This window comes from Dankookia sp. GCM10030260, from assembly GCF_042666655.1.
Lineage (GTDB): Bacteria > Pseudomonadota > Alphaproteobacteria > Acetobacterales > Acetobacteraceae > Paracraurococcus.
Genome location: NZ_JBHTDE010000010.1, coordinates 165,855 through 188,099 on the forward strand (window position 1 = coordinate 165,855; position 22,245 = coordinate 188,099).

Here is a 22,245-nt window from a genome sequence, read left to right on the forward strand (position 1 = left end):
GGCGCGACCATTCTGGCTCAGCGGGCAGTCCCTTGCTGTGCTCGCCGCCGTTGCCACCATTACTGCGCTTGGACTCGCCTTGCGACTGCATCAAATCGGTGACGCCTCGCTTTGGAGCGACGAAGCCTTTTCCGCTTGGTGGATCCACAAGCCGCTGCGCTACATGTCGACCGACGGATTGCTTATTGAGACGACACCGCCGTTGTACTACGTGCTGCTCAAGATGTGGGCCGCGTTCATGGGCGATGGCGATGCGGCGCTGCGGCTGTTCTCCGCCATGGCCAGCATGGCGACGATCCCGGTGGTTTTCCTAATCGGTGTCGAGCTCGGCGGGCCGGTGGTCGGGTTGGTTGCCGCGCTGCTCTTCGCTGTGGCGCCGATGCAGATCTATTTCGCGCAGGAGGCCAGGGTCTATGCCTTGCTTCCGCTGGCTTTCGGACTGGCGCTGCTGGGCCTTCTGCGGTTCGTCGGCAGCGCCGCGCATCGCGGGGCACAGGCCGATCGTGCGGCGCTGGGGCTTTATGCCGGGGCCATGCTGGTGCTGCTCTATGCGCATGCGACCTCGGTCTTTACCGCTGCGGCGTTGGCCGGTTGCGGCGCACTGATGCTGCTGCGCACGCCGCGAGAACGGGCAGCGCTGCCGCCTTACCTGGTCGCGCATGGCGTGGTCGGGCTGCTGGCCCTGCCGCTTGCCTATGCGATCCTGATCCAGGCCGGGCGGCACGACCTCGACTGGATCAAGCCGCCCGATCTGATCGGGGTGCTCAGCTTGGCCAACCATCTGGTGGTTGATCCGGTCACGCCGCTGACGCTGTTCCGCCTGTCCAGCATGCTTTCGTTGGCGGCGCTTTTGCTGATGGCGGTGTTGCTGCTGTTGCTGCGGCCGGACCGGAGGGTCGCTTGGCTCCTGTTGGGCGTGCCGGCGATGTTCTTGGTCGCCACCATCGGGCTCAGCTACGTCTCCCCCTTCCTGATCCCCCGCATCATCGTCTGGATGGGGGTACCCTTGGCCTTGCTGGCGGCGATCGCTCTGGTCTCCTCGGCGCCGCGTTGGATCCGTGCCGTCTTCGCCGTAGCCTATGCCGCCTGTCTGTTGGTCGGGCTGAACGGGGTCTATGGTCGCACCATGGCGGAGAAGGAGGACTGGCGCGGGTTGATGGCCGGCCTGGTGCCGCGGCTCGGTACCGAGGACATCGTGGCGATCGGCCCCAATACCTCCCTGCTGGCACCGCTGCGCTATGCCGAGGGCGCCTTCGCCGACAATGGCCGGCAGTTGTTCCGCTGGCACCCGCAGCCGCATCCGGCCGATCTCTATACGCCCGACCATATCCTGGCACCGGTGGTCATCGGTACCGAGGCGTTGGTGCAGGAAGCGCGGCGTGGCCGGGTGGTCTGGGTACTGCTGCGGGCAACCGATTGGGCGGCGCAGAAGGATGCCGCACTTCGCGCTTCCACCCCGCCGGCCGAGGTGGACCGCAGCCACCCCGCGCTGGTGCTACTCCGCTGGTAGCGAGCCACGACCCCGGCTCGGCAGGTGATGGCCGACCAGATAGAGCGGCCGTCCCTTGGTCTCGTTGAAGATGCGGCCAAGGTACTCACCGATGACGCCGAGGGTGACGAGTTGCACGCCGCCGAGCAACAGCACCACGGTCATCAGGCTCGGGTAGCCCGGCACCGGGTCGCCGAACAGCAGCGCCTTCACCACCACCCAGCTGCCGTAGCCAAGCGCCGCGGCGGCGGTGGCAAGGCCGAGCCAAGTGGCGACCCGCAGCGGCACCGTGGTGAAGCTGGTGATACCCTCCAGCGACAGCGTCCAGAGCCGGCTGTAATTCCACTTGGTCGTCCCGGCAGCACGCGGCGCGCGATCATAGGGCACGGCGCAGGCGGGAAAGCCCACCCAGGCAAACAGCCCCTTCATGAAGCGGTGGCGTTCGCGCAGTTGCAGCAGGGCATCGATCGCGCGGCGGCTCATCAGCCGGAAGTCGCCGGTGTCGGCGGGCAGCCGCACCGGCCCACCGATGCGGGCCATCAGCCGGTAGAAGGCGCTGGCCGTGGCCTTCTTGAGCCAGGTTTCGCCAGCGCGGCTGCGGCGCTGCGCATAGGCGACATCGAAGCCGGAGCGCCAGGCGGCGACAAGCTCCGGGATGACTTCCGGCGGATCCTGCAGGTCGGCATCGATGACGATCACCGCCTCGCGCGCCGCGGCATGGTCGAGCCCGGCGGTCAGCGCCGCCTCCTTGCCGAAATTACGACTGAGCGCGACGACCGCGACTTCCGGCCGCATCGCTTGCAGCCTGGCGAGCAGGGCCGGCGTGGCGTCCGTCGAGCCGTCGTCGACATAGACGACTTCCCAGCTCAGCCCGATGCTGTCCATGACGGCGCCGAGGCGACGCTGGAATTCCTCGATCACCTCGGCTTCGTTGTAGGCCGGTACGACGACGGAGAGCGACGGCGCGGCGCCGCGCGTCGTCGGCGAGAGCGTTGCGGCCAGCGTCGGGCCACGCCAGTGAGGCAGATCGTCCACGGAGATTCCAAACCAGGATGCGGCGAAAATCTAGGCGCAGCACCCCGTTGCGGTGAAAACGCAATCCAGCGAGGCGCGCGCTTTCGTTGCATTCGGTATCAACTGTCACAACCTAGTCAGGGACTGCCTGGAAACCGCACCGTGAGGCGCGCGTCCCGCCGCGCTGCGGCACATTCGCGCCCAGGACCGATGCAGGGCGCAGGGAAAAACGCACCCTGCCGGGCGGCAATCGGCACAGGTGCAGTCCGGGGATGAGTCAGCGAATCAACATGGCGCCGATATCGGTGTGGCGACCGGCGGCTTTCGCCAATCCGGGTCGCATGGCCTGGGGGCGGATGGATCATTGGATCCTGGGCAGTGCTTTCCTGCTGACCACGCTGCTGGTCGCCCGCATGGCGCGCAAGCTGCCGGTCACGCCGCTGACCACGGGCGACAGCTACGCCTACCAGTATCTCTTCAACTACCGGCCGCCCTTCTATGGCTGGGTGGTGAACGGCTGGCAGGCGGTCACCGGCAGCGTCGACTACCTGCCGTTGATGCAACTGGTCCTGCTCGGCATCGGCGTCTTCGTCTTCGCCGTCGAATTGGGCCGCATGCTTCGCAGCCCGCTGGTGCCGCTGCTCGGCGTGCCGGTGCTGCTGATCCATCCGGGCATCCACGATTCGCCGAGCTGGATGATGACCGAGGCGCCGTTCATGGCGCTGGTGTTCATGGGCCTGGCGATGCAATGCCGCTTCGTCCGCCGCGGCGGGCTTGATGCGCTGCTGCTCGCCGCTGCCTGTTTCACCCTTGCCACGCTGACCCGCAGCACCGGCATGGCCTTCTTGCCGTTGCCGTTGCTGGCGGCGGTGTTCGACCGCCGTGCGGCCCTCGGCCTTGGTGTGCTGCGCGCTGCCGCCTGCACCGCCGTCGCGGTGGTTTGCGTGCTGATCGGCATGGCCTGGACCTGGAGCCGCGGCGGACCCTTCGAGATCGGCTCCTGGGCCGGCATCTCGGTGCTCGGCAAGTCGCTGGTGCTGGCCAGGCCGGGCGAGCTGCCGCTGCTGCCGGAGCCGCTGGCGACGCAGGTCGCCGAGGCCGCGGGCGTCGCCCGCCAGCTCACCGCCGAACAACCCGACCTGGCGGCGCGGCTGCGAGCGCAGATCCAGGCCAGCAGCGATGTCCGCTACGCGGTCTTCTGGCCAGCCGCCGACACCGACTGGCCGGAATGGGTCGCCGCCGACGGCCGTGAGCGCGACCGCCTGGCCAAGGCGATCTCGGCCCCGCTGATCGCGGCGCATCGCGGCGAATACCTGCGGATGGTGGCGAATGACTGGATCTCGTTGATCGTCCATCCGCATTACTGGCCGGCCGCCTTCACCAGCACGCCGGCAGACCCGCAGCGCTTCGCCGCCTGTGCCCAGACCGAAACGTGCTGGGGGATCGACCGCTACGACTTTCCGCTTTTCGGCTTGGTGCCGCTGATGGGCGTCTCGGTCTTCGGCGCGCTCGCGGCATTGCTGCTGATCCCGCTGGCCGCTTGGCCGGTACTGCGGCGGCGCGGCTCGCCCATGCTGGTGCTGATGTGGGGTGGGGCCATGGTGGTGCATGGAACGCTGCTGGCGACCGCGGCGGCCGAGGCCGGGCATATGCGCTACACCGTGGCGACCCATGCGGTGGAAATGATGCTGCTGATGTGGCTGGCGATGCTCGTGTTCCGCCGCCTGACGGGACGGGGAGACGTGGCATGACCGGACGGATCGGGCTGCTGCTGGCGCTGCTGCTGGTCGCCACCGCGGCGCTTTCGCCGATCCTCGGCGTGCCGGTGCATGGGCGGAATTTCGGCCATGACTCCGACTATGCGCTGACTGCGCTCAGCTTCATGGATGCCGCTTGGTCGGCCGGCCGGCTCTGGCCGCGCTGGGTGATGGAGAGCAATTTCGGCCTCGGCGGGATGACCTTCCTCACCTATCCGCCGCTCGGCTATTGGGCGGGGTCGCTGCTGCGGCGGGTGACGGGCCTCGACGTTCCCGGGACGCTGGCGCTGGCGGTGATGCTCTGGCGGCTGGTCTTCCTGCTCGGCTGCTTCCTTTGGCTGCGGCGGCATGTGGCGCCGGGCGCGGCGCTGGCCGCGGCGGCGCTGGCGGCGCTGCTGCCCTATCCGGCGGTGGTGAACCCCTGGATTCGCTTCTCTTATGCCGAGGTCGCCGGCGCGGCGATTCTGCCCTTCCTGCTGCTGGCGCTGGAGCGCGTCGCCGAAAGCCGCGACGGCCGCGGCCTGCCGGCCCTGGCGCTGGCCTTCGCCGCGCTGGCGATGACCCATCTGCCGACCTGCGCCCTGGTCGCGCATCTGGCACCGCTCTATGCCTGGGCCTATGCCGGGCCTCGCGCGGCGATGCGGGTGCTGGGCGGCGGGATCGCGGGAGCCGGCCTCGCAGCCTGCTTTGTCCTCCCCGCCATGGGCATGCTGCGCGATGCCAATTTCGAGGGACTCGAGGATGGCACCTGGGAGGGCAGCCTTTTCCTCTACGGCCTGCCACGCGGCGATTCCGGCTGGATCCAATTCCTCCTGATCATCTGGTCGGCGGCGGCGCTGGCCGGGCTGGCCACGCTGGCCTTCCGCCATTTGGGAGGGGCGGCGACGCGCGGGCCGCTGGCGAGGGCCGCGATGCTTTTGCTGGTCGCCTGCGCCGCACTGATGACGGTGGTGAGCTTGCCGCTCTGGATCGTGCTGCCGCAGCTTCGCTCGATCGAGTTCCCCTGGCGGGCAACCACAGTGCTGACCCTGCCGCTGGCGGCCATGGCGGCCTTGGCCCTGGCAGGCGGGCGGCCGGCGGCCCGGCGCCTCGTGCTCGGGCTGGGTATCGCCTGTGCCGTCTTCGCCCCGGCCTATCTCTGGGCCCGGGTCGCCTTCGGCCATCCGGATTGGCCGCGCTTCCTGCCGCCGGGAGAACGACTGACCCGGGCGGTGAACTCGCCCCGGGGCGTCTCCTCGGAACACCTGCCGGCCTGGGCGCTGGCGAATGGCTGGCGCGTGAAATGGAATGGGACGGAGACCGCGCCCGCGCCCGACCCGCATCCACGGCCTGCCCTGCCGCCCGGAGCCGAGCGCCTGGAGGCCGGCTTCCTGATACCGGAGGCGAACGCGCCGCTGCTGCTGCCGCAGTTCTGGTTCCCAGCCTGGACAGCGGTCGACGGCAAGGGCGAGGCCGTGCCGGTGCGACCCGGCCGGGACGGCTTCCTGGAAGTCGCGGTGGACCGCCCGGTGCGCGACCTCCGGGTCACCATCGCGGTGACGCGGTGGGAATGGGCCGGTTGGGCGACGACCGGGATCAGCGCCGCAGTGCTGCTGTGGCTTGGCCTTTGGCGCCGCCGGCCGGGACTGGCTGCGGCGCCTGCCATGGCGGCGCGCGATCAGGGCGGGGTGGCGGGGTAAAGGCCAGCGCCAGCCAAGGCAGGACGGCCGGATTCAGATGAACTGGCCGCGCAGGAAGCCCAGTGCCGGCAGGGGCGTCCATTTCCGTGGCAGGTCGTGCCGCTTGATCGGCGCCACGCTGTAATGCGGCACGGGCTGGTCGGAGCGGCGGAGGAAATCCTCATAGGCGCGGACCTGTTGAGCCCGCCAATCGCGGTCAGCCAGGGCCGCGGGTCGGCTGCGGAACACCTCCGCGACGCGGCTGGTGCGGCCGATCGTCGCGTAGACAGCCCAGAGTGTGTCGTCGTCGCTGCGTCCGACGCTGACGAGATCCCTCACCGGTCCTGGATCGCAACCGGCGCGGTCGGCGTCAAGCGCAACCTGCGGCGGGCGGCGATTCGGGTCATTCGAGTTCCTTCCGTGCCGCCTCCAGCCGGGCCATCGCCTCGGGCCCGACCTTCGGATAGGCGAGGTCGAGTTCGCCGAGCGCCATGGCGATGGCACCGGCGACGACCAGCCGGGTGAACCACTTGTTATCCGCCGGCACCACATACCAGGGCGCATGGGGCGCGGCGGTGGCGCGGATCGCCTTCTCGTAGGCCGCCTGGTACTCGTCCCAATGGTGGCGTTCGGCGACGTCGTCGGCGCTGAACTTCCAGTTCTTCTCCGGCTCCTCGATCCGCGAGAGGAAGCGCGCCCGCTGTTCCTCCTTGCTGACGTGGAGGAAGAACTTCAGCACCACAACGCCCTGGCGGGAGAGGTACTGCTCGAAGCCGGCGATGTCCTGCAGCCGTTCGTCCCAAATATTCTTGCCGCGCAGCTTGGGTGGCAGGTTCTCGGCGGCGAGGATCTCCGGATGGACGCGGGCGACCAGCACCTCCTCGTACCAGGAGCGGTTGTGGATGGCGATCTCGCCGCGTCGCGGCATGGCGAGGATGTGGCGCCAGAGGAAGTCGTGGTCGAGCTCGACCGGGCCGGGCTTCTTGAAGCTGGTGACGGTGACGCCCTGCGGGTTGACGCCCGAGAAGACGTGCTTGATCGCGCCGTCCTTGCCCGCCGCATCCATCGCCTGGAAGATGCAGAGCACCGACCAGCGGTCCTGCGCATAGAGCATGTCCTGCGCCTGCTTGAGCAGTTCGATGCCATGCTGCAGCAGGGCCGTGGCGGCGTCCTTCTCCATGGTCAGCCCGGCGGTGTCGCCGGGGGCATGGTCCGCGAGGCGGAACCCCTTGCCCTCCTCGACGCGGTAGCGGTCGATAACCTTGCGGAACTGCTTGTTCTTGATCACCGGCGTCCCCCTTGGTCGGTGACAGGCTGGACCCGTGCGCCCGCCAGCAGCCAGACCACGGTCAGGGCCTGCAGCGACACTGTCAAGCAAAGCACCCAGGAATAGCCGGCCGGGTCCCAGCCGCCGGACGGCGTGCGCGGCCATTGGTCGAGGATGAGGCCGATGACCATCTGCAGCAGGAAGACCAGGCAGAGCATGCTGAAGTTGAGCATCGTGGCGACCCGCCCGGTGAGCTCGGGCGGGAAGCGCTGGGCGAGGACCGAGTAGGAGATCGGCCCGGCCGAGCCGACGCAGGCGAAGCCGAACCACAGCAGGGACAGCGGCACCACGCCCTGCGGCTGGGCGATGAGCACGCCCTGGACGACCATCATCGCCGCCATGCCGCCGTAGCAGAGCCGCATCGCATCCATCCCGCGCGCCTGCATCGCTGAGGCGAGCTGCCCGCCGCACAACTGTCCTGCCATGATGCCGAGCGCATAGCAGAAAAGCACCGCGGCGCGGGCGCCATCCCCCAGCCCGCCGACATCGCGCAGCCAGGGTCCGGCCCACAGCCCCTGATAGGTGAAGACCTGGGCCGAGAGCAGCGCCACCGCCGGCATGGTGCGGATGAAGGTGGGGTGGCGGGCGATGCGGGCGAATTCGCCGATTTCCGCCCCGAGCGGCCGGCGTAGCAGCGCCTTGGCGCCCGGGGCCGCCGCCGGCACGCCGAGCCGCGGCCAGAGCGCGGCCAGCACGGCAAGTCCCGCCAGGCCAAGGAAGACCCCGCGCCAGCCCACCAGCGGCAGCACCGCCTGCACCGGCAGGGTCGCCGCCAGCCCGCCCGCGGCGCCGCAGAAGACGCCGGCGCCGGTCACCGCGGCCAGCCGGTGCGGCGGATACCACTGGATATTCGCCTTCATCAGCCCGATCAGCGCGCCGGCGATACCGATGCCGGTGACGAAGCGGCCGAGGCCGAGCCAGAGCGGGTCGGGTGCCCAGGCGCACAGCGCAAAGCCGAGCGCCGCCACCAGCGACAGCGCGACCTGCACCACCCGCGGGCCGTAGAGGTCGATCGCCAGCCCGACCGGCAGCTGCGACAGCGCATAGGCGGCGAAGAAGACCGCGGCCAGCACGCCGAGCCCGCTGGCCGAGAGGCCGAATTCGAGCGCCATGGCCGGACCCAGCGTCGCCACCACGATGCGGGAGGCCTGGTTGATGAAGCCGACCGAGGCGAAGGGCAGGCTGATCCTGGCGAAGGTCCGCAGCTCCGACATTCAGGGCAGGCGCAGCCGCAGGCTGAGCGGGCAATGGTCGGAGAGCCGTTCGCGCCAGGCCGGGTCGCGCTCGGCATAGACCATGATGCGGAGGCTGTCGGGGACGACCCAGCCCGGCGTCGGGCCGCCCAGCAGGATGTGGTCGATGAAGCGACGGGCGCCGCGGGCGCCGGCCCAGCAGGGGTCCGAGACGCCCTCGGTCGCCCGCAGCAGCGGGCCGCCGGGGGCCAGGGCCCGCATGAAGTCGTCCTCGCCGCCTGCCATGGCGCGGTTGAAGTCGCCGAGGATGGCGAAGGGAATACCCTCCTGCCGCCGCTCGGCCGCCCAGCCGGCGAGGATGCTGGCCTGGCGCGCCAGTTGACCGCAGTCGCGGCCCGGCGTTGCCAAGGCGGCATCGCGGCAGCCGGCATCGAGGTGGACCGAGAGCAGCCGGAGGCGTTGGCCGGCGGCCTCCACCGTGATGTCGGTGCCGCGGCGGAGCGAGAAGCGGGCGCGCGGATGCAGGTCGAGCGCGTCCAGGTCGGGATTCTGCGTGGCGCGGAGGCTGCGGCGGACCGCGAAGCCGGTGCGCTGGATGTCCTGCTCGGCCGGGAAGAAGAAGGCGTAGGTGCCGGGGTCGAAGACCCGGGCCGCGGCCTCCGGCCCGTCCACCTCCTGCAGGGCGACCACGTCGGCGTCGAGCCGCTTCGCATAGCGCGCCAGCAGGTCGAAATCGCCGGGGTTCCGCACCGGCAAGCCGCGCGGCAGGTCCGGGTCGCCATAGGCGCGCAACGTCAGCCAGGCGATGTTCCAGGTGGCAAGCTTGAGCTCCGCCGCGGCGGCCGGGGCGGCAAGGGCGAGGGAGAGCAGCAGCAGGAGGAGGCGCATCCGGTCAGAGTGCCGGCAGCGCCCGCCAGTGGATAGGGATTCGGCGCCGATGGCCGATGCAGCAAGGTGGGGGAGGGACCAGTATTCCCTCCCCAAGCCCCACCCTTCCCATTTGTGAGTCTGGCGTTCGCCGCGCGGCAGGTGCCGAGCCCCGGAAACAGATGCGGGTTGGAACCGCTACGTCCCATGGGAGAAAACCTTCTCCCCCGTTTTCAACCGGGAATCCGCACCGGCAGGCTGCGGATGCCATGGATGAAGTTCGAGTAGGTCCGCTTCGCCTCGCCCAGCACCTCAATCCGCGGGAAGCGGGCCACCACTTCCTCCCAGAGGATGCGCAGCTGCAACTCCGCCAGGCGGTTGCCGACGCAGCGATGCACGCCGAAGCCGAAGGAGAGGTGCTGGCGCGCCTTGGGGCGGTCGATGATGAAGCGGTCGGGCTCCTCGATCGCTTCCGGGTCGCGGTTGCCGGAGACATACCACATGACGACCTTGTCGCCGGCGCGGATGGTCTTGCCGTGCAGCTCGAAGTCCCGACTGGCGGTGCGGCGCATGTGGATGACCGGGGTGACCCAGCGGATCATCTCGGAGACCATGTTGGGGATCAGCCCGGGATCGGCGCGCAGCTTGTCCCATTCGGCCGGGTTCTGCGACAGCGCGAGCAGCCCACCCGACATGGAATTCCGCGTGGTATCGTTGCCGCCGACGATCAGCAGGCCGAGGTTGCCCATGAATTCGCGGAAGGGCATGTCCCGCGTGGCCGCGCCATGCGCCAGCATGGACAGCAGGTCGAAACCGGGCGGACGCTCCTTCCGATCGTTGAACAGGCCGGCCATGGTCTCGGCCATCACCTTGAGCTCGGCGAAGCGGGCTTCCTCCGACTGCACCGGCGCATCCGGGTCGGTGATGTCGGCGATGGCGACGTCGGACCAGTAGGTCAGCTTCTGCCGCTGCTCGACCGGGAAGTCGAACAGCGTCGCCAGCATCAGCGTGGTCAGTTCGATCGAGACATGCTCGACCCAGTCGAACTCGACGTTGCGCGGCAGCCCGTCCAGCACCGTCTGCGTCCGCGCACGGATCAGCGGTTCCATGTTCGCCAGGTTGCCGGGGGCGACGATCGGCTGCACCACCTTGCGCTGCTCGTCGTGCTTCGGCGGGTCCATGCGGATGAAGCTGGGCCGGGTCATGTCCTTCGGCTGGTCGATGACCTGGATGCCGCCGAGCTCGGAGGAGAAGACCTGGTGGTTCACCTCCGTGGACATGATGTCCTTGTAGCGGGTGATGGACCAATAGGGGCCGAAGCGGCTCTCGGCGCACCAGTGCAGCGGGTCCTCCCGCCGTAGCCTGTCGAAATAGCCGTGATAGGTCTGCGCCTGGTACAGGCCCGGGTCGCTGACGTCGAAGCGGTCCAGCGGAAGCTGGAGCGCACGCCGGTCGGGGACGGCATTCATGGATGGTGGACTCCCTCGCGGGGCCGCGTCTCTGCGCGGCGCCCGGCGAGGGTAGCGGAAGCAGGCCCCCTGGGGGGAAGCGAATTCAGTCCTTCGCCTTGCCGGCGATGATGGCGCCGGACAAGGTTTCCGGGTTGCGCTCCCACCAGCGGCCAGCATCGACCCAGGTGAGGAAATCGAGCACCGCCCGGTTGAAGGCGTCCGGATCCTCGATATTCATGGTGTGGCCGCAGCGCGGCATGACCAGCAGGGCCGAGGTGGAGATGACGCGCTTCAGGTAGAGGCTGGCCTCCAGGGTCGGATCGTCCTCGTCCCCGGCGATGACGAAGGTCGGCAGCTTCATCTGGCGGAACTGCGCTTCGAGCTCAAACAGGCTCGGCCGCTCCCGCTGCACGCCGCGCATGGTCAGCACGGCGCCGTCGGTGTCGTGCTCGGCCAGTTGCGACATGAACTCGGCATAGCCGCGCGGGTCCTTCTCCTCGAAGACCAGCCGGGTGGGGCCGCGGCCGTAGGTCTTCGCCATCTTCCACATGCCTTCCTCGGCGATGCGGTTGGCGGTCGCGTCGATCTCGGCGCGGAACTGGTCCCGCTTGCCGGGGGCGGCGCCGTAGCCGACTCCGGCGGCGGTCAGGCTGCGCGCCAGATGCGGGTGGCGGAGGCCGAGATGCAGGGTGGCGAAGGCGCCCATGGACAGCCCCACCACATGCGCCGGCGCCAGGTCCAACCCCTTGATGACGGCGGCGATGTCGTCCGTCGCGCGGTCCTGCGAATAGGCGGCGCCGTCATGCGGCACGGCGGAGGGCGGATAGCCACGGGCGTTGAAGGCGATGCAGCGGTAGCGCCGGGCGAAGAAGCGCATCTGCGGCTCCCAGGCGCGCAGGTCGCCGGCATACTCGTGCACGAAGACCAAGGGCGTGCCGCTGCCCGCCTCCTCGTAGTACAGTTCGACCCCGTCATCCGTCGTGACCACCGGCATCCGCCCGCCCCCCCCCGCTGTGCAAGGAAGGCTACCCGCCGTCCGGCGCCCCCGGAAGCCCGGCCTGTGCGATTTGCATGGCTTCGCAAGGGAAGGGGGGTTCAAAGAGGACTCAGTTGGTCCTATTTAGCTTGGAGCGATGAGGACGGTCCCGTGCTGAGGCTCTCGAAGCTCACCGATTACGCCGTGGTGGTCATGGCCAGGCTGGCGCTGGATGGCGCCGGACCGGCTGGCCATGTGCAGACCGCGCCCGGCCTTGCCGGCGCGACCGGCATCGCCGAGCCCACCGTCGCCAAGGTGCTCAAGATGCTTGGCACCGCCGGGCTGGTCGAGGGTGTCCGTGGCGCCCGTGGCGGCTACCGGCTGACCCGGCCGCTGCCGGCAGTGCCGCTGTCCCAGGTCATCGTCGCGGTGGATGGGCCGATTGCCCTGACCGCCTGCGTCGATGGCGGCGTCGGGTCCTGCGAGGCGGAGGGCATCTGTGCCGTCCGCGGCCGCTGGGATCCGGTGAACGATGCCATCCGCAAGGCGCTGTCCGGGATCACCGTCGCCGATCTGGCGGGACCGTCGCACTGCCCTGCCGTCCGGGCGACCGCTTCGCTCGCCCCCATGCTTGCCGAATAGGACCGCGCATGCCCGCAGTCACCGAGACGATCGACACCGTCCAGTCCGTCACCGAAGGTGCCTACAAGTGGGGCTTCGAGACGGATATCGAGATGGAGTTCGCCCCGAAAGGGCTGAACGAGGACATCGTCCGTTTCATCTCGAAGAAGAAGAACGAGCCGCAATGGCTGCTCGACTGGCGCCTCAAGGCCTTCGCCATCTGGCAGAAGATGGAGGAGCCGCTGTGGGCGGCGGTGAAGTACCCGCCGATCGACTACCAGGACGCCTTCTACTACGCCGCGCCGAAGGCCGGGCCGAAGTCGCTCGACGAGGTCGACCCGGAGCTGCTGAAGACCTATGCCAAGCTCGGCATCCCGCTGAAGGAGCAGGCTTTCCTGGCAGGCGTCGAGGGTGCCGGCGAATCGGCCGCCGACGCGCGCATGCCGATCGCCATCGATGCGGTGTTCGACAGCGTCTCGGTCGCCACCTCCTACAAGGAGCGCCTGGGCAAGGAAGGCATCATCTTCTGCTCGATCTCGGAGGCAGTGCAGACGCATCCCGAGCTGATCAAGCAGTACCTGGGCACCGTGGTGCCGCAGGGCGACAATTTCTACGCGGCGCTGAACAGCGCGGTCTTCACCGATGGCAGCTTCGTCTACATCCCGAAGGGGGTGCGCTGCCCGATGGAGCTGTCCACCTATTTCCGCATCAATGCGAAGAGCACCGGGCAGTTCGAGCGGACGCTGATCATCGCCGACGAGGGCAGCACGGTCTCCTACCTGGAGGGCTGCACCGCGCCGATGCGGGACGAGAACCAGCTGCACGCGGCGGTGGTCGAGCTGGTCGCGCTGGACGATGCCAAGATCAAGTACAGCACGGTGCAGAACTGGTACCCCGGCGACGCCGAGGGCAAGGGCGGCATCTACAACTTCGTCACCAAGCGGGCGCATTGCCGCGGCAAGCGGTCCAAGGTGAGCTGGACGCAGGTGGAAACCGGCTCGGCCATCACCTGGAAGTACCCGTCCTGCGTGCTGCTGGGAGATGACTCGGTTGGCGAATTCTACTCCGTCGCCATCACCAACAACTACCAGCAGGCGGATACCGGGACCAAGATGATCCATGTCGGCAAGCGCACGACATCGACCATCGTCTCCAAGGGCATTTCCGCCGGCCATGGGCAGAACACCTATCGCGGCCTGGTCCGGGTGGCGCCGACCGCGTCCGGCGCGCGCAACTTCACCCAGTGCGACAGCCTGCTGATCGGCGACCAGTGCGGCGCGCATACCGTGCCATACATCGAGAACCGCTGCATGACGGCGAAGACCGAGCACGAGGCGACCACCAGCCGCATCGCCGAGGACCAGCTGTTCTATTGCCGCCAGCGCGGCATGACCCAGGAGGAGGCCGTCGGCCTCATCGTCAACGGTTTCTGCCGCGAGGTGCTGAAGGAGCTCCCGATGGAGTTCGCAGTCGAGGCGCAGAAGCTCCTGCAAATCTCGCTCGAGGGGAGCGTCGGTTGATGTTGAAGATTGAAGGTCTCACCGCTGAGATCGACGGCAAGCAGATCCTCAAGGGGATCGACCTGGAAGTGCCGGCCGGCGAGATCCATGCCGTCATGGGCCCGAACGGCTCGGGCAAGTCGACGCTGTCCTACGTGCTGTCGGGCCGCGAGGGCTACGAGATCACCGGCGGATCGGTGACCTTCGGCGGGCTCGACCTGCTGGCGATGGAGCCCGAGGAGCGCGCCGCGGCCGGCCTGTTCCTTGCCTTCCAGTACCCGGTCGAACTGCCCGGCGTCGGCAATGCGATGTTCCTGCGCACCGCGCTGAACGCTATCCGCAAGGGCCGCGGCGAGTCCGAGATGGACGCCATGCAGTTCCTGAAGATGGCGCGCGAGCGGCTGAAAGCGCTGCAGATCTCCGAGGACATGCTGAAGCGCGGCGTGAACGTGGGCTTTTCCGGCGGCGAGAAGAAGCGCAACGAGGTGCTGCAGATGGCACTTCTCCAGCCGAAGCTCGCCATCCTGGACGAGACCGACAGCGGGCTCGACATCGACGCGCTGAAGATCGTCTCGGACGGCGTCAACGCGCTGCGTGGGCCCGGCTTCTCCGCCCTGGTCATCACCCATTACCAGCGCCTGCTGGACTACATCGTGCCCGACCGGGTGCATGTGCTGATGAACGGCCGCATCGTGCAGTCCGGCGGGCCGGAGCTGGCGAAGCAGCTGGAGGAGACCGGCTATACGTCGGTGCAGGCTGCGGCATGACGGCGAATCCGACAGGCGCCGCCGGCTTCCTGCACCGCTTCGAAGGGTTGCGGGCGCGGCTGCCCGGCGTGCGGCTGCCCTGGATCCAGGCGCTGCGCGAGCAGGCGGCGGAGGCCTTCCGCGCCCAGGGCTTCCCGACCCGGCGCGCCGAGGCCTGGCGCTACACCGACCTCCGCCAGGTAGCCGATGCCGGCTTCGAGGAGGCGCTGAGCGTGGTGGATTCTTCGCCGGCGCTGCCGCCCAGCTATGGCAGCGCCCGCGTGGTCTTCGTCGACGGCCGCAGCCGGCCCGATCTGTCCACGCTGGATGGCGTCGCCTATGGCGTCGAGAGCCTGGCGGCGACGCTGCCGGCGCAGGAAGGCCGCCTCGGCAGCCTGGCGCGCCCGACCGAGCAGCCGATGGTGGCGCTGAACAGCATGCTGTTCGAGGACGGCCTCGTCGTGACCGTCCCGGCCGGCATGGACGGCGGCGTGCTGGACCTCGTCTCGCTCGGCACGGCCTCGGAGCGGCCGGAGGCCTTCCACCCGCGCCACCTGATCCGGCTGGAGGCGGGCGCCAGCCTGACCCTGATCGAGACCGCGACCGGGCCGGAGGGCGCCCGCTACCTGCACAACCCGGTTTTCGAGATCGAGGTCGGCTTCGGCGCCAGGCTGACCCATGCCCGCATCCAGCAAGAGGCGCCGCGTGCCTTCCAGTTGGCCACCGTCTATGCCCGAGTGGAGAAGGGCGGCACCTACGACAACTTCACGCTCAACGCCGGGGCGAAGCTGGTGCGGAACGAGATCCACACGCTGCTCGCGGGTCCCGCGGCGGTCTGCCACATGAACGGCGCGCAGCTCCTGCGCGACGGCCAGCACGCCGACACCACCACGGTGCTGGACCATGCGGCGCCCGATTGCGCCAGCCGGCAGACCTACAAGACGGTGCTGATGGGCAAGTCGCGCGGCGTCTTCCAGGGCCGCATCCATGTTCACCAGATCGCCCAGCGGACCGATGGCTACCAGATGAACCAGGCGCTGCTCCTGTCGCCCGAAGCCGAGATCGACAGCAAGCCGCAGCTCGAGATCTATGCCGACGACGTGAAGTGCAGCCATGGCGCGACGGTCGGCCAGATCGACGCGGACCAGCTCTTCTACCTCCGCGCCCGCGGCATCCTCGAGGCGCGGGCGCGGTCGATGCTGGTCGAGGCCTTCCTCACCGAGGCCGTCGAGGGCGTGCAGGACGAGACGGCGCGCGCCGCGCTGGCCGCGGCGGTGACCGGCTGGTGGGAGCTTGCGGCGTGAGCTTCGACGTCCAGCGCATCCGGCAGGATTTCCCGATCCTGTCGCAGTCCATCCGCGGCAAGCCGCTGGTCTTCCTCGACAGCGGCGCCTCGGCGCAGAAGCCGCGCGCGGTGATCGACGCCATGGTTCGCTGCATGGAGGAGCGCTACGCCAACGTCCACCGCGGCGCCTACTTCCTGAGCGAGGCGGCGACCGAGGCCTATGAGGCGGCGCGGGCCGCGGTCGCGCGGTTCATCAATGCCGCCGACCCGCGCGAGGTGATCTTCACCAGCAACAGCACCATGGCGATCAACTTGGTGGCGCATAGCTGGGGCAGGGGCGTGCTACGGCCGGGCCAGGCGGTGCTGATCTCCGAGATGGAGCACCACGCCAACATCGTGCCGTGGCAGATGCTGCGGGATGCCGGGCTGGGAGTCGAGTTGCGCGTCGCCCGGGTCACCGATGCCGGCGAGCTGGACATGGACGACGTCGCCGCCAAGCTCGCCGACGGCAAGGTCGGGCTGGTCGCCGTCACCCACATGTCCAACGTCCTGGGCACGGTGACGCCGGCCGAGCGGCTGGTCCGCATGGCGCATGCCGCCGGCGCGAAGATCCTGCTCGATGGTAGCCAGGCCGCTGTGCATCGCCGCGTCGACATGCAGGCGCTCGGCGCCGACTTCTACGCCTTCACCGGCCACAAGCTGTACGGGCCCACCGGCATCGGCGTGCTCTGGGCGCGGCTGGAGCACCAGGAGCGCATGCCGCCCTTCCTCGGCGGCGGCGACATGATCTCCATGGTCACGCTCGAACGCTCCGAATGGGCGCCGCCGCCGGCCAAGTTCGAGGCCGGCACACCGCCGATCGTCGAGGCCATCGGCCTGCATGCCGCGATCGACTACGTCACCGCCATCGGCATGCCGGCGGTCGAGGCGCATGAGCGCGGCCTGGTCGATCATGCCATGCGGCGGCTGTCGGATATCGAAGGCGTCGCCTTGCTCGGCCGGGCGCAGGATCGCGGCGGGGTCTTCGCCTTCTCGCTCGACAATGCGCATTCGCACGACCTGGCGACGCTGCTGGACCGCACCGGCATCGCGGTGCGGGCCGGGCGGCATTGCGCCGAGCCGCTGCATGCCCGCTTCGGCGTCGAGGCCGGCACTGTCCGGGCCAGCTTCGGGCTCTACACCACCGAAGGCGAGATCGACTACCTGGCGGAGGCCCTGACCAAGGCCCGGGAGTTCTTTTCCTGATGTTCGACGACCTGCGCGACCTTTACCAGGAGGTCATCCTCGACCACGGCCGCAAGCCGCGGAATTTCCGCAGGCTGGAGGATGCCGACCGCACCGCCCGCGGTGACAACCCGATGTGCGGCGACCGACTGGAATTGTTCCTCAAGCTCGGCCCGGATGGCGCGATCGCCGATGCCGCCTTCCAGGGCCGCGGCTGCGCCATCTCGACCGCCAGCGCGTCGTTGATGACGGAGACGGTGAAGGGCAAGTCGGCCGCCCAGGCGCATGCGCTGTCCGACACCTTCCGCGCCCTGGCGATGACCGGCACCTGTCCGGATTGCGGCGCCGACCTGGCCGACGAGATGGAGCGGCTGCAGCCGCTTTCGGGCGTGCACGAATTTCCCAGCCGGGTGAAGTGCGCGACGCTCGCCTGGCATACGCTCAACACGGCGCTCGACAGCGCCCCCGGTGAGACCAAGGAGGCGAGCAGTGAGTGACGACGCCACCACCACGCCAGCCGTCCACGGCGCCTGGACGCCGGACGGCGAGACGCCGCCGTCCACCCCGAAGGTGAGCGAGGAGGCGGTCATCACCATGCTGAAGACCGTCTTCGACCCAGAGATTCCGGTCGACATCTATGAACTCGGCCTGATCTATGCCGTCGAGATCGAGGATGACGGCAGGATCAAGGTGGAGATGACGCTGACCACGCCCTCCTGCCCCTCGGCCCAGGAACTGCCGAGCCAAGTCGAGGAGTCGGTCCGCATGATCCCAGGCGTCACCGATGTCGAGGTCGAGGTGGTCTGGGATCCGCCCTGGGACCAGGGGCGAATGAGCGAGGACGCCCGCCTCGCCCTGAACATGTACTGAGCCGGAGGGCCCACCGAGATGAGCACCACCGCCACGCCCCCCGCCCGCGTGAAGCGCGCCCTGCCGCCGCTGATGCGGCTGACCGAAGCCGCTGCCGAGCGGCTCCGCGGGCTGTATGACGCCGGCGAGGCCGGCCGCCTGCTGCGCATCGGGGTCAAGACCAAGGGCTGTTCCGGCCTGTCCTACGACCTGTCCTGGGTGGATGGGCCGCAGAAGGGCGACGAGAGCGTCACCGACCAGGGCGTCACCGTGCTGGTTGACAGCAAGGCCAGCCTCTTCCTGATCGGCACGGTGATGGATTACGAGCAGAAGGCTATGTCCGCAGGCTTCACCTTCACCAACCCGAACGAGAAGGGCCGTTGCGGCTGCGGCGAGAGCTTTCATGTCTGATCGCGCTCGCTAGCGCTTGATCCGGCGCTAACGCAACCGATCCTACCCTTTGTTCCTCATTCCCTGGAAAGCGGCGACGGAGGGCGAGGGTGCGATTGGTTGTCCTGGCAACGACACTGGGCTTTGTTCTGCCGGGCATGGCCCTGGCGCAAACCACCACGGGTCCCCGCATCCATGCCGGCGAAGGTGTGGCCGGAATCTTCAGCGAATTCCGCGGCGCTGTGCTGTGGCACGACCCGACCGCGAAGGAGAGCAGCCCTGCCCTGAACGGGGAGGTGCTGTTCGCCAGCCCGGTCCCGGTGCGGCTGACCGCGGGGATCGACCCGCTGTGGCGCTGGGTGCTGGAGCCGCGGCCGCATCTCGGCTTCACGGCCAATCTTGAGGGCAAGACCAGCAAGGGATATGCCGGGCTGACCTGGACGACGATGCTGGCGCGGGATGTCCTCCGCCCCGGCGACGGCATCCGGTTCGACCTGATGTTCGGTGGGTCGCTCAATGACGGCAAGCACGATGCACGGCTGTCGGACCGCAAGGACCTGGGCGGGAACCTGCTGTTCCGGGTTGGGGCGGAGATTGGGTACCAGGTCGACCGCCATCTGTCGGTGTCGCTTTTTATAGATCACGACTCGAATGCGGGGACGGCGCGGCGAAATCAAGGACTGAACAGCCTGGGGGTACGGTTGGGGTATGCGCTGTAGCGATACGCCTTTGCAGTGACATCGCAACGTACCGTCCAAGAGCCCGATGATGAGTACGGTCGTTCTCAAGCCCGCGCGACCAGAGCACAACGAGTATGACAGCCGGCAAGCTGTATTATGACAGGTTAAGACAGCCGTAAGGTCTGCATGTCCATTTACTGCCGTTAACGGCATCGCAGGCGATACGGGACGGCATAGCGACGCAGAACCTCGGACATTCCCTTAACGGCACGGTATGTGGGCAAGAGGCGCCTTGAATGCCAAGCTTGACTCACGATCGGCGCGATGAGGCATGGCCGGTACATGCAGGTCATTGATTTGAAACGGTTCATCGTTTTACTGAATCATGCCGGGTTTCGGGGTGACCGGAATATTCTCAGCCAGACTGCTTGAGGCGGCGCGGGCTTCGGATGACGCAGCCCGTCGCTCAAGCTGATAGCGCCAGCCTTGCTGACATAAGCGGCGAGGATAGCATTTTGTCTTAACGCGGGAAGTAGATATGGCAACGACGTTCGGACTCAGTATCATGGGGGATTTTCTGCGCCAGTTTGCTGGTGAAGAAGTGCTTTACTTTCCGAATCCAGGGAATGCCGGCGACAGCCTGATCGCCGCCGGGACCTACCAGGCATTCCGACGATCCGGCGTGCGCCCGCGGGTGATCGATGATGCGGCCAACGTGACGGGGAAGGTTGTCTTCCTTGGCGGCGGCGGGAACCTCGTGCCTGCTTATGGGGAGATGCGTCGGGCAGTCGAGCGGTGCCATGCCGTTGCCGCGCGCTTAATCATCCTGCCACATACCATCCGTGGGAATGAGGACCTGCTGCGGGCATTGCCGAAGACGGCAGTGGTGTTCTGTCGTGATCCGCTTAGCTATGCTCATGTTATCGAGAATACGGATGCCGAGGTCTATCTCGATCACGACATGGCCTTCCACCTATCTGTTGATGCGTTCCAAGAACAGTGCCGACGCTATCCCGACGCCCCGCATTTGTTCGAGAAGCGGCGAGAGGAAGTCGAGCGCACTGTGCGGGCGGGCAATGGCATAGCGAAGTTCATGCGCCTTGACGGCGAGCGTGCGTCCCACCTGCCGGAACTCGAGGACAATCTGGACCTATCACAGGTTTTCGAGTTCGGCGTCTGGCCGGACAATGCGGAGAAGTCGGTGTATTGCGTGTTCGAGGCGATCAGGATGGCCTCGCGCGTTGTAACGGACCGGCTCCATATCAGTGTGGCGAGTGGCCTCCTTGGTAAGCCCTGCGACCTTTTCGACAACAACTATGGCAAGAACCGCGGCATCTTCTATCACTCAACGAAGCGGTTCTGTCCCTCCGTCCGGTTCTGCGCCTGATGCCTGTGCCGCCAGTCAAGATCGGAGCGAGAGCAGGATGACGGTTGCCATTCTGGTTTTGGGTTATCGCGAACCATCTGTCCTCGCTGCCGTGGTGCCGGTTTACAGGAAAGCTGGGTTTGACATCTACGTCCATCTCGATGCTAAGGCCTCGGTGGTGGACTATGCCTTGGCGATGGGCGACCAGGCCCAGTATTGCCGCTTCATCCAGCCTCGTACCCCAGTCTTCTGGGCGGGGTTCACGATGACTCAGGCGACCATGCAACTGCTGGAGACGGCGCTCGGGGCGAAAGACTACACCAACCTTGCCTTAGTCTCCGACGATACCCTGCCGATCGTCCCCATTGCGCGGCTACGCACGGCGCTGACTACTCGAGTCGAGCGCATCGCTATCCGCCTCTTACAGGCTGGTGATGTCTTCCTTCGGCGCTATCAGGAGTTTTTCTATCTGGACCACGCAGCCACCTCACTGCTTGGGCGGCCGATCGAGACAGCCTGCATCGACCAAGCCTTCATCGAGACATTCGCTCGCCTCCTCGCGCGCCGCCGGGCCGGCAAGGTCGACCTGCCGCTCTATTACGGCTCGCAATGGTGGTGCCTGACTGGGGATGCCGCACGCCGGGTGCTGTCGCTGCACGCGGATCGCACCGACCTGCGCGAATCCTTTGAATTCTCGGCAGTACCGGACGAGATGTACATCCAGACGCTTGTCGCCAATTTCGCCCAGGCGAACGGCATCGTTCAGGGGCCGGTCTATGTGGACTGGACCCAGACCCCGAAGCCGTTCGTCTTCTCGCGCATCGAGCAGTTCTCGAATGCCGTCTCGCCGGACCATCTTTTCGTCCGCAAGGTGTCCTCGCAGACCCCCGATTTCATCAAGGAAGCGATCCGGCGCATACAGTAATGCGGGCGGAACATCGTGGCATGATGATCAGCGCGGCAGCGGGCCGGCGAACCCTGCTGCTCGCTAGTCTGGCACTGGGCATCGGCGGCCCGGCCCGGGCGCAGGGCCTGGCCGCAGTCGCAGGCCATGCTGAGCCGGCCGGCGCGGTGATGTTCGACAGCCAGCGCGATGCCTGCGAGGACGGCGACTTCCCGGACACTCCCGCGCGTGCCTTCCGCGATGCGGCTGGGACGGTGCACCTGCTGGCCACCCATGTCCGCAACCGGCAGATGCTCGGTCCGACGCTGCGGCAGGTAACGCATGACTGCCGCGTCGTCTTCGAAGGGCGCCGCGACCCGCGGCCCGAGGCGCACGATGACTATGGCTGGCTGGTTGCCCCCTTCACCCTAGACGGCAGGACCATCTATTCGCTGATCCACAACGAATTTCACGGGAATGAACGCCCATCGCTCTGTCCCTCGCGCAGCTACCTGCGCTGCTGGGACAATGCGATCACCTGGGCGGTGTCGCGGGATGCCGGATATCGCTTCCAGCGGCCGCCAGGGGCGGGTGCGCTTGTGGCGGCGCTGCCGTATCCTTATGTCGGCGACCGCGCGCGGCAGACCGGCTACTTCAACCCGACGAACATCGTCGCCCATGCCGGCTTCTTCTATGCGATGTTCACCATGATCGACGCGGTGCGCGGTGACTGGGGTGTCTGCCTCATGCGCACGCCGGATATCGCCAACCCGGCGGGCTGGCGGGTCTGGGATGGGCAGAAGTTCACATTGCGCCAGGCTGGCCCCTCGGCCGTGGGCGCCGCGGTGCGTGTCAAACGAGTTGCCGCGCTGGTTTCGTAACAGGGTCTCCTATCCTGGGCGTGGTTTGAATGGCGGTCCGATGGCGGGTGAAGCTGCCCCGATGCTCGCGGCGGCCACGATGCTGTCGC

At 67.9% G+C, this 22,245-nt stretch carries 22 protein-coding genes; 15 read left to right on the forward strand and 7 right to left on the reverse strand.

Annotated features, from left to right (window positions below; all coding sequences use genetic code 11):
* Positions 1-79 precede the first annotated feature (79 nt).
* Positions 80-1,510 carry a hypothetical protein gene (locus ACFQS7_RS24175; protein ID WP_380069708.1) on the forward strand — a complete coding sequence of 477 codons (1,431 nt, stop codon included), beginning with the start codon at positions 80-82 and terminating at the stop codon, positions 1,508-1,510.
* Here the strand turns inward: ACFQS7_RS24175 and ACFQS7_RS24180 are convergent.
* Positions 1,496-2,515, reverse strand: coding sequence for a glycosyltransferase family 2 protein (locus tag ACFQS7_RS24180; protein ID WP_380069732.1), 1,020 nt, complete (start codon positions 2,513-2,515; stop codon positions 1,496-1,498). The two genes, ACFQS7_RS24175 and ACFQS7_RS24180, sit on opposite strands and share 15 nt — an antisense overlap.
* Positions 2,516-2,859: 344 nt before the next feature.
* On the opposite strand from ACFQS7_RS24180, the gene ACFQS7_RS24185 reads away from it, so the two are divergent.
* Both ACFQS7_RS24185 and ACFQS7_RS24190 read left to right on the forward strand, forming a co-directional pair.
* Positions 2,860-4,254, forward strand: a complete 1,395-nt coding sequence (locus ACFQS7_RS24185; protein WP_380069709.1) for a hypothetical protein — start codon at positions 2,860-2,862, stop codon at positions 4,252-4,254.
* On the forward strand, positions 4,251-5,939 hold the full coding sequence (locus ACFQS7_RS24190) for a hypothetical protein (RefSeq protein ID WP_380069710.1): 1,689 nt from the start codon (positions 4,251-4,253) through the stop codon (positions 5,937-5,939). Before ACFQS7_RS24185 ends, ACFQS7_RS24190 begins: the two co-directional genes overlap by 4 nt.
* A 33-nt stretch (positions 5,940-5,972) precedes the next feature.
* Here ACFQS7_RS24190 and ACFQS7_RS24195 read toward each other — a convergent pair whose 3' ends face one another.
* The 6 genes from ACFQS7_RS24195 to ACFQS7_RS24220 all read right to left on the reverse strand — a co-directional run bounded on the left by ACFQS7_RS24195 (position 5,973) and on the right by ACFQS7_RS24220 (position 11,750).
* Positions 5,973-6,257, reverse strand: coding sequence for a hypothetical protein (locus ACFQS7_RS24195; RefSeq protein ID WP_380069711.1), 285 nt, complete (start codon positions 6,255-6,257; stop codon positions 5,973-5,975).
* Positions 6,258-6,321: 64 nt separating this feature from the next.
* Positions 6,322-7,206, reverse strand: a complete 885-nt coding sequence (locus ACFQS7_RS24200) for a polyphosphate kinase 2 family protein (RefSeq protein WP_380069712.1) — start codon at positions 7,204-7,206, stop codon at positions 6,322-6,324.
* A complete protein-coding gene (locus tag ACFQS7_RS24205; protein WP_380069713.1) occupies positions 7,203-8,459 on the reverse strand; it encodes an MFS transporter in 1,257 nt (418 codons plus the stop codon). Before ACFQS7_RS24205 ends, ACFQS7_RS24200 begins: the two co-directional genes overlap by 4 nt.
* Positions 8,460-9,326, reverse strand: coding sequence for an endonuclease/exonuclease/phosphatase family protein (locus ACFQS7_RS24210; RefSeq protein WP_380069714.1), 867 nt, complete (start codon positions 9,324-9,326; stop codon positions 8,460-8,462).
* 212 nt (positions 9,327-9,538) lie between these two features.
* On the reverse strand, positions 9,539-10,774 hold the full coding sequence (locus tag ACFQS7_RS24215) for a cytochrome P450 (RefSeq protein ID WP_380069715.1): 1,236 nt from the start codon (positions 10,772-10,774) through the stop codon (positions 9,539-9,541).
* 85 nt (positions 10,775-10,859) lie between these two features.
* Positions 10,860-11,750, reverse strand: coding sequence for an alpha/beta fold hydrolase (locus ACFQS7_RS24220; RefSeq protein WP_380069716.1), 891 nt, complete (start codon positions 11,748-11,750; stop codon positions 10,860-10,862).
* A gap of 153 nt (positions 11,751-11,903) precedes the next feature.
* Between ACFQS7_RS24220 and ACFQS7_RS24225 the strand changes: the two genes are divergently transcribed.
* The 12 genes from ACFQS7_RS24225 (at position 11,904) to ACFQS7_RS24280 (ending at position 22,156) form a co-directional block, all read left to right on the forward strand.
* On the forward strand, positions 11,904-12,374 hold the full coding sequence (locus ACFQS7_RS24225) for an SUF system Fe-S cluster assembly regulator (protein ID WP_380069717.1): 471 nt from the start codon (positions 11,904-11,906) through the stop codon (positions 12,372-12,374).
* Between the two features lie 8 nt (positions 12,375-12,382).
* Positions 12,383-13,873: a Fe-S cluster assembly protein SufB gene (gene sufB, locus ACFQS7_RS24230; protein WP_380069718.1), complete on the forward strand. Its 1,491-nt coding sequence runs from the start codon at positions 12,383-12,385 to the stop codon at positions 13,871-13,873.
* Positions 13,873-14,619: a Fe-S cluster assembly ATPase SufC gene (sufC, locus tag ACFQS7_RS24235; protein ID WP_380069719.1), complete on the forward strand. Its 747-nt coding sequence runs from the start codon at positions 13,873-13,875 to the stop codon at positions 14,617-14,619. The genes sufB and sufC overlap by 1 nt, the downstream gene beginning before the upstream one ends.
* Complete coding sequence (sufD, locus tag ACFQS7_RS24240) at positions 14,616-15,902, forward strand: Fe-S cluster assembly protein SufD (protein ID WP_380069720.1); 1,287 nt, start codon at positions 14,616-14,618, stop codon at positions 15,900-15,902. The genes sufC and sufD overlap by 4 nt, the downstream gene beginning before the upstream one ends.
* A complete protein-coding gene (locus ACFQS7_RS24245; RefSeq protein ID WP_380069721.1) occupies positions 15,899-17,128 on the forward strand; it encodes an aminotransferase class V-fold PLP-dependent enzyme in 1,230 nt (409 codons plus the stop codon). Before sufD ends, ACFQS7_RS24245 begins: the two co-directional genes overlap by 4 nt.
* On the forward strand, positions 17,128-17,604 hold the full coding sequence (gene sufU / locus ACFQS7_RS24250) for a Fe-S cluster assembly sulfur transfer protein SufU (RefSeq protein ID WP_380069722.1): 477 nt from the start codon (positions 17,128-17,130) through the stop codon (positions 17,602-17,604). Before ACFQS7_RS24245 ends, sufU begins: the two co-directional genes overlap by 1 nt.
* Positions 17,597-17,977 (forward strand): SUF system Fe-S cluster assembly protein, encoded by a 381-nt coding sequence (locus ACFQS7_RS24255; RefSeq protein ID WP_380069723.1) that lies wholly within the window; start codon positions 17,597-17,599, stop codon positions 17,975-17,977. Before sufU ends, ACFQS7_RS24255 begins: the two co-directional genes overlap by 8 nt.
* Before the next feature lie 18 nt (positions 17,978-17,995).
* Positions 17,996-18,367 (forward strand): HesB/IscA family protein, encoded by a 372-nt coding sequence (locus ACFQS7_RS24260; RefSeq protein ID WP_380069724.1) that lies wholly within the window; start codon positions 17,996-17,998, stop codon positions 18,365-18,367.
* 137 nt (positions 18,368-18,504) lie between these two features.
* Complete coding sequence (locus tag ACFQS7_RS24265) at positions 18,505-19,065, forward strand: acyloxyacyl hydrolase (RefSeq protein ID WP_380069725.1); 561 nt, start codon at positions 18,505-18,507, stop codon at positions 19,063-19,065.
* A gap of 499 nt (positions 19,066-19,564) precedes the next feature.
* Positions 19,565-20,413, forward strand: a complete 849-nt coding sequence (locus ACFQS7_RS24270) for a polysaccharide pyruvyl transferase family protein (RefSeq protein WP_380069726.1) — start codon at positions 19,565-19,567, stop codon at positions 20,411-20,413.
* 37 nt (positions 20,414-20,450) lie between these two features.
* Positions 20,451-21,317 carry a beta-1,6-N-acetylglucosaminyltransferase gene (locus ACFQS7_RS24275; RefSeq protein WP_380069727.1) on the forward strand — a complete coding sequence of 289 codons (867 nt, stop codon included), beginning with the start codon at positions 20,451-20,453 and terminating at the stop codon, positions 21,315-21,317.
* Positions 21,318-21,337: 20 nt separating this feature from the next.
* Entirely contained in the window at positions 21,338-22,156 is an 819-nt protein-coding gene (locus tag ACFQS7_RS24280; RefSeq protein ID WP_380069728.1) for a hypothetical protein, read from the forward strand.
* The last annotated feature ends 89 nt before the right edge of the window (positions 22,157-22,245 follow it).

Excerpts from the sequence above, each read along its gene's own strand:
- ACFQS7_RS24185 (WP_380069709.1), top strand. The coding sequence starts at position 2,860 with ATGGATCATTGGATCCTGGGCAGTGCTTTCCTGCTGACCACGCTGCTG.
- ACFQS7_RS24190 (WP_380069710.1), top strand. The coding sequence starts at position 4,251 with ATGACCGGACGGATCGGGCTGCTGCTGGCGCTGCTGCTGGTCGCCACC.
- ACFQS7_RS24205 (WP_380069713.1), bottom strand. The coding sequence starts at position 8,459 with ATGTCGGAGCTGCGGACCTTCGCCAGGATCAGCCTGCCCTTCGCCTCG.
- ACFQS7_RS24210 (WP_380069714.1), bottom strand. The coding sequence starts at position 9,326 with ATGCGCCTCCTCCTGCTGCTGCTCTCCCTCGCCCTTGCCGCCCCGGCC.
- ACFQS7_RS24215 (WP_380069715.1), bottom strand. The coding sequence starts at position 10,774 with ATGAATGCCGTCCCCGACCGGCGTGCGCTCCAGCTTCCGCTGGACCGC.
- ACFQS7_RS24220 (WP_380069716.1), bottom strand. The coding sequence starts at position 11,750 with ATGCCGGTGGTCACGACGGATGACGGGGTCGAACTGTACTACGAGGAG.
- sufB (WP_380069718.1), top strand. The coding sequence starts at position 12,383 with ATGCCCGCAGTCACCGAGACGATCGACACCGTCCAGTCCGTCACCGAA.
- sufC (WP_380069719.1), top strand. The coding sequence starts at position 13,873 with ATGTTGAAGATTGAAGGTCTCACCGCTGAGATCGACGGCAAGCAGATC.
- sufD (WP_380069720.1), top strand. The coding sequence starts at position 14,616 with ATGACGGCGAATCCGACAGGCGCCGCCGGCTTCCTGCACCGCTTCGAA.
- sufU (WP_380069722.1), top strand. The coding sequence starts at position 17,128 with ATGTTCGACGACCTGCGCGACCTTTACCAGGAGGTCATCCTCGACCAC.
- ACFQS7_RS24260 (WP_380069724.1), top strand. The coding sequence starts at position 17,996 with ATGAGCACCACCGCCACGCCCCCCGCCCGCGTGAAGCGCGCCCTGCCG.
- ACFQS7_RS24265 (WP_380069725.1), top strand. The coding sequence starts at position 18,505 with ATGGCCCTGGCGCAAACCACCACGGGTCCCCGCATCCATGCCGGCGAA.
- ACFQS7_RS24270 (WP_380069726.1), top strand. The coding sequence starts at position 19,565 with ATGGCAACGACGTTCGGACTCAGTATCATGGGGGATTTTCTGCGCCAG.
- ACFQS7_RS24275 (WP_380069727.1), top strand. The coding sequence starts at position 20,451 with ATGACGGTTGCCATTCTGGTTTTGGGTTATCGCGAACCATCTGTCCTC.
- ACFQS7_RS24280 (WP_380069728.1), top strand. The coding sequence starts at position 21,338 with ATGATGATCAGCGCGGCAGCGGGCCGGCGAACCCTGCTGCTCGCTAGT.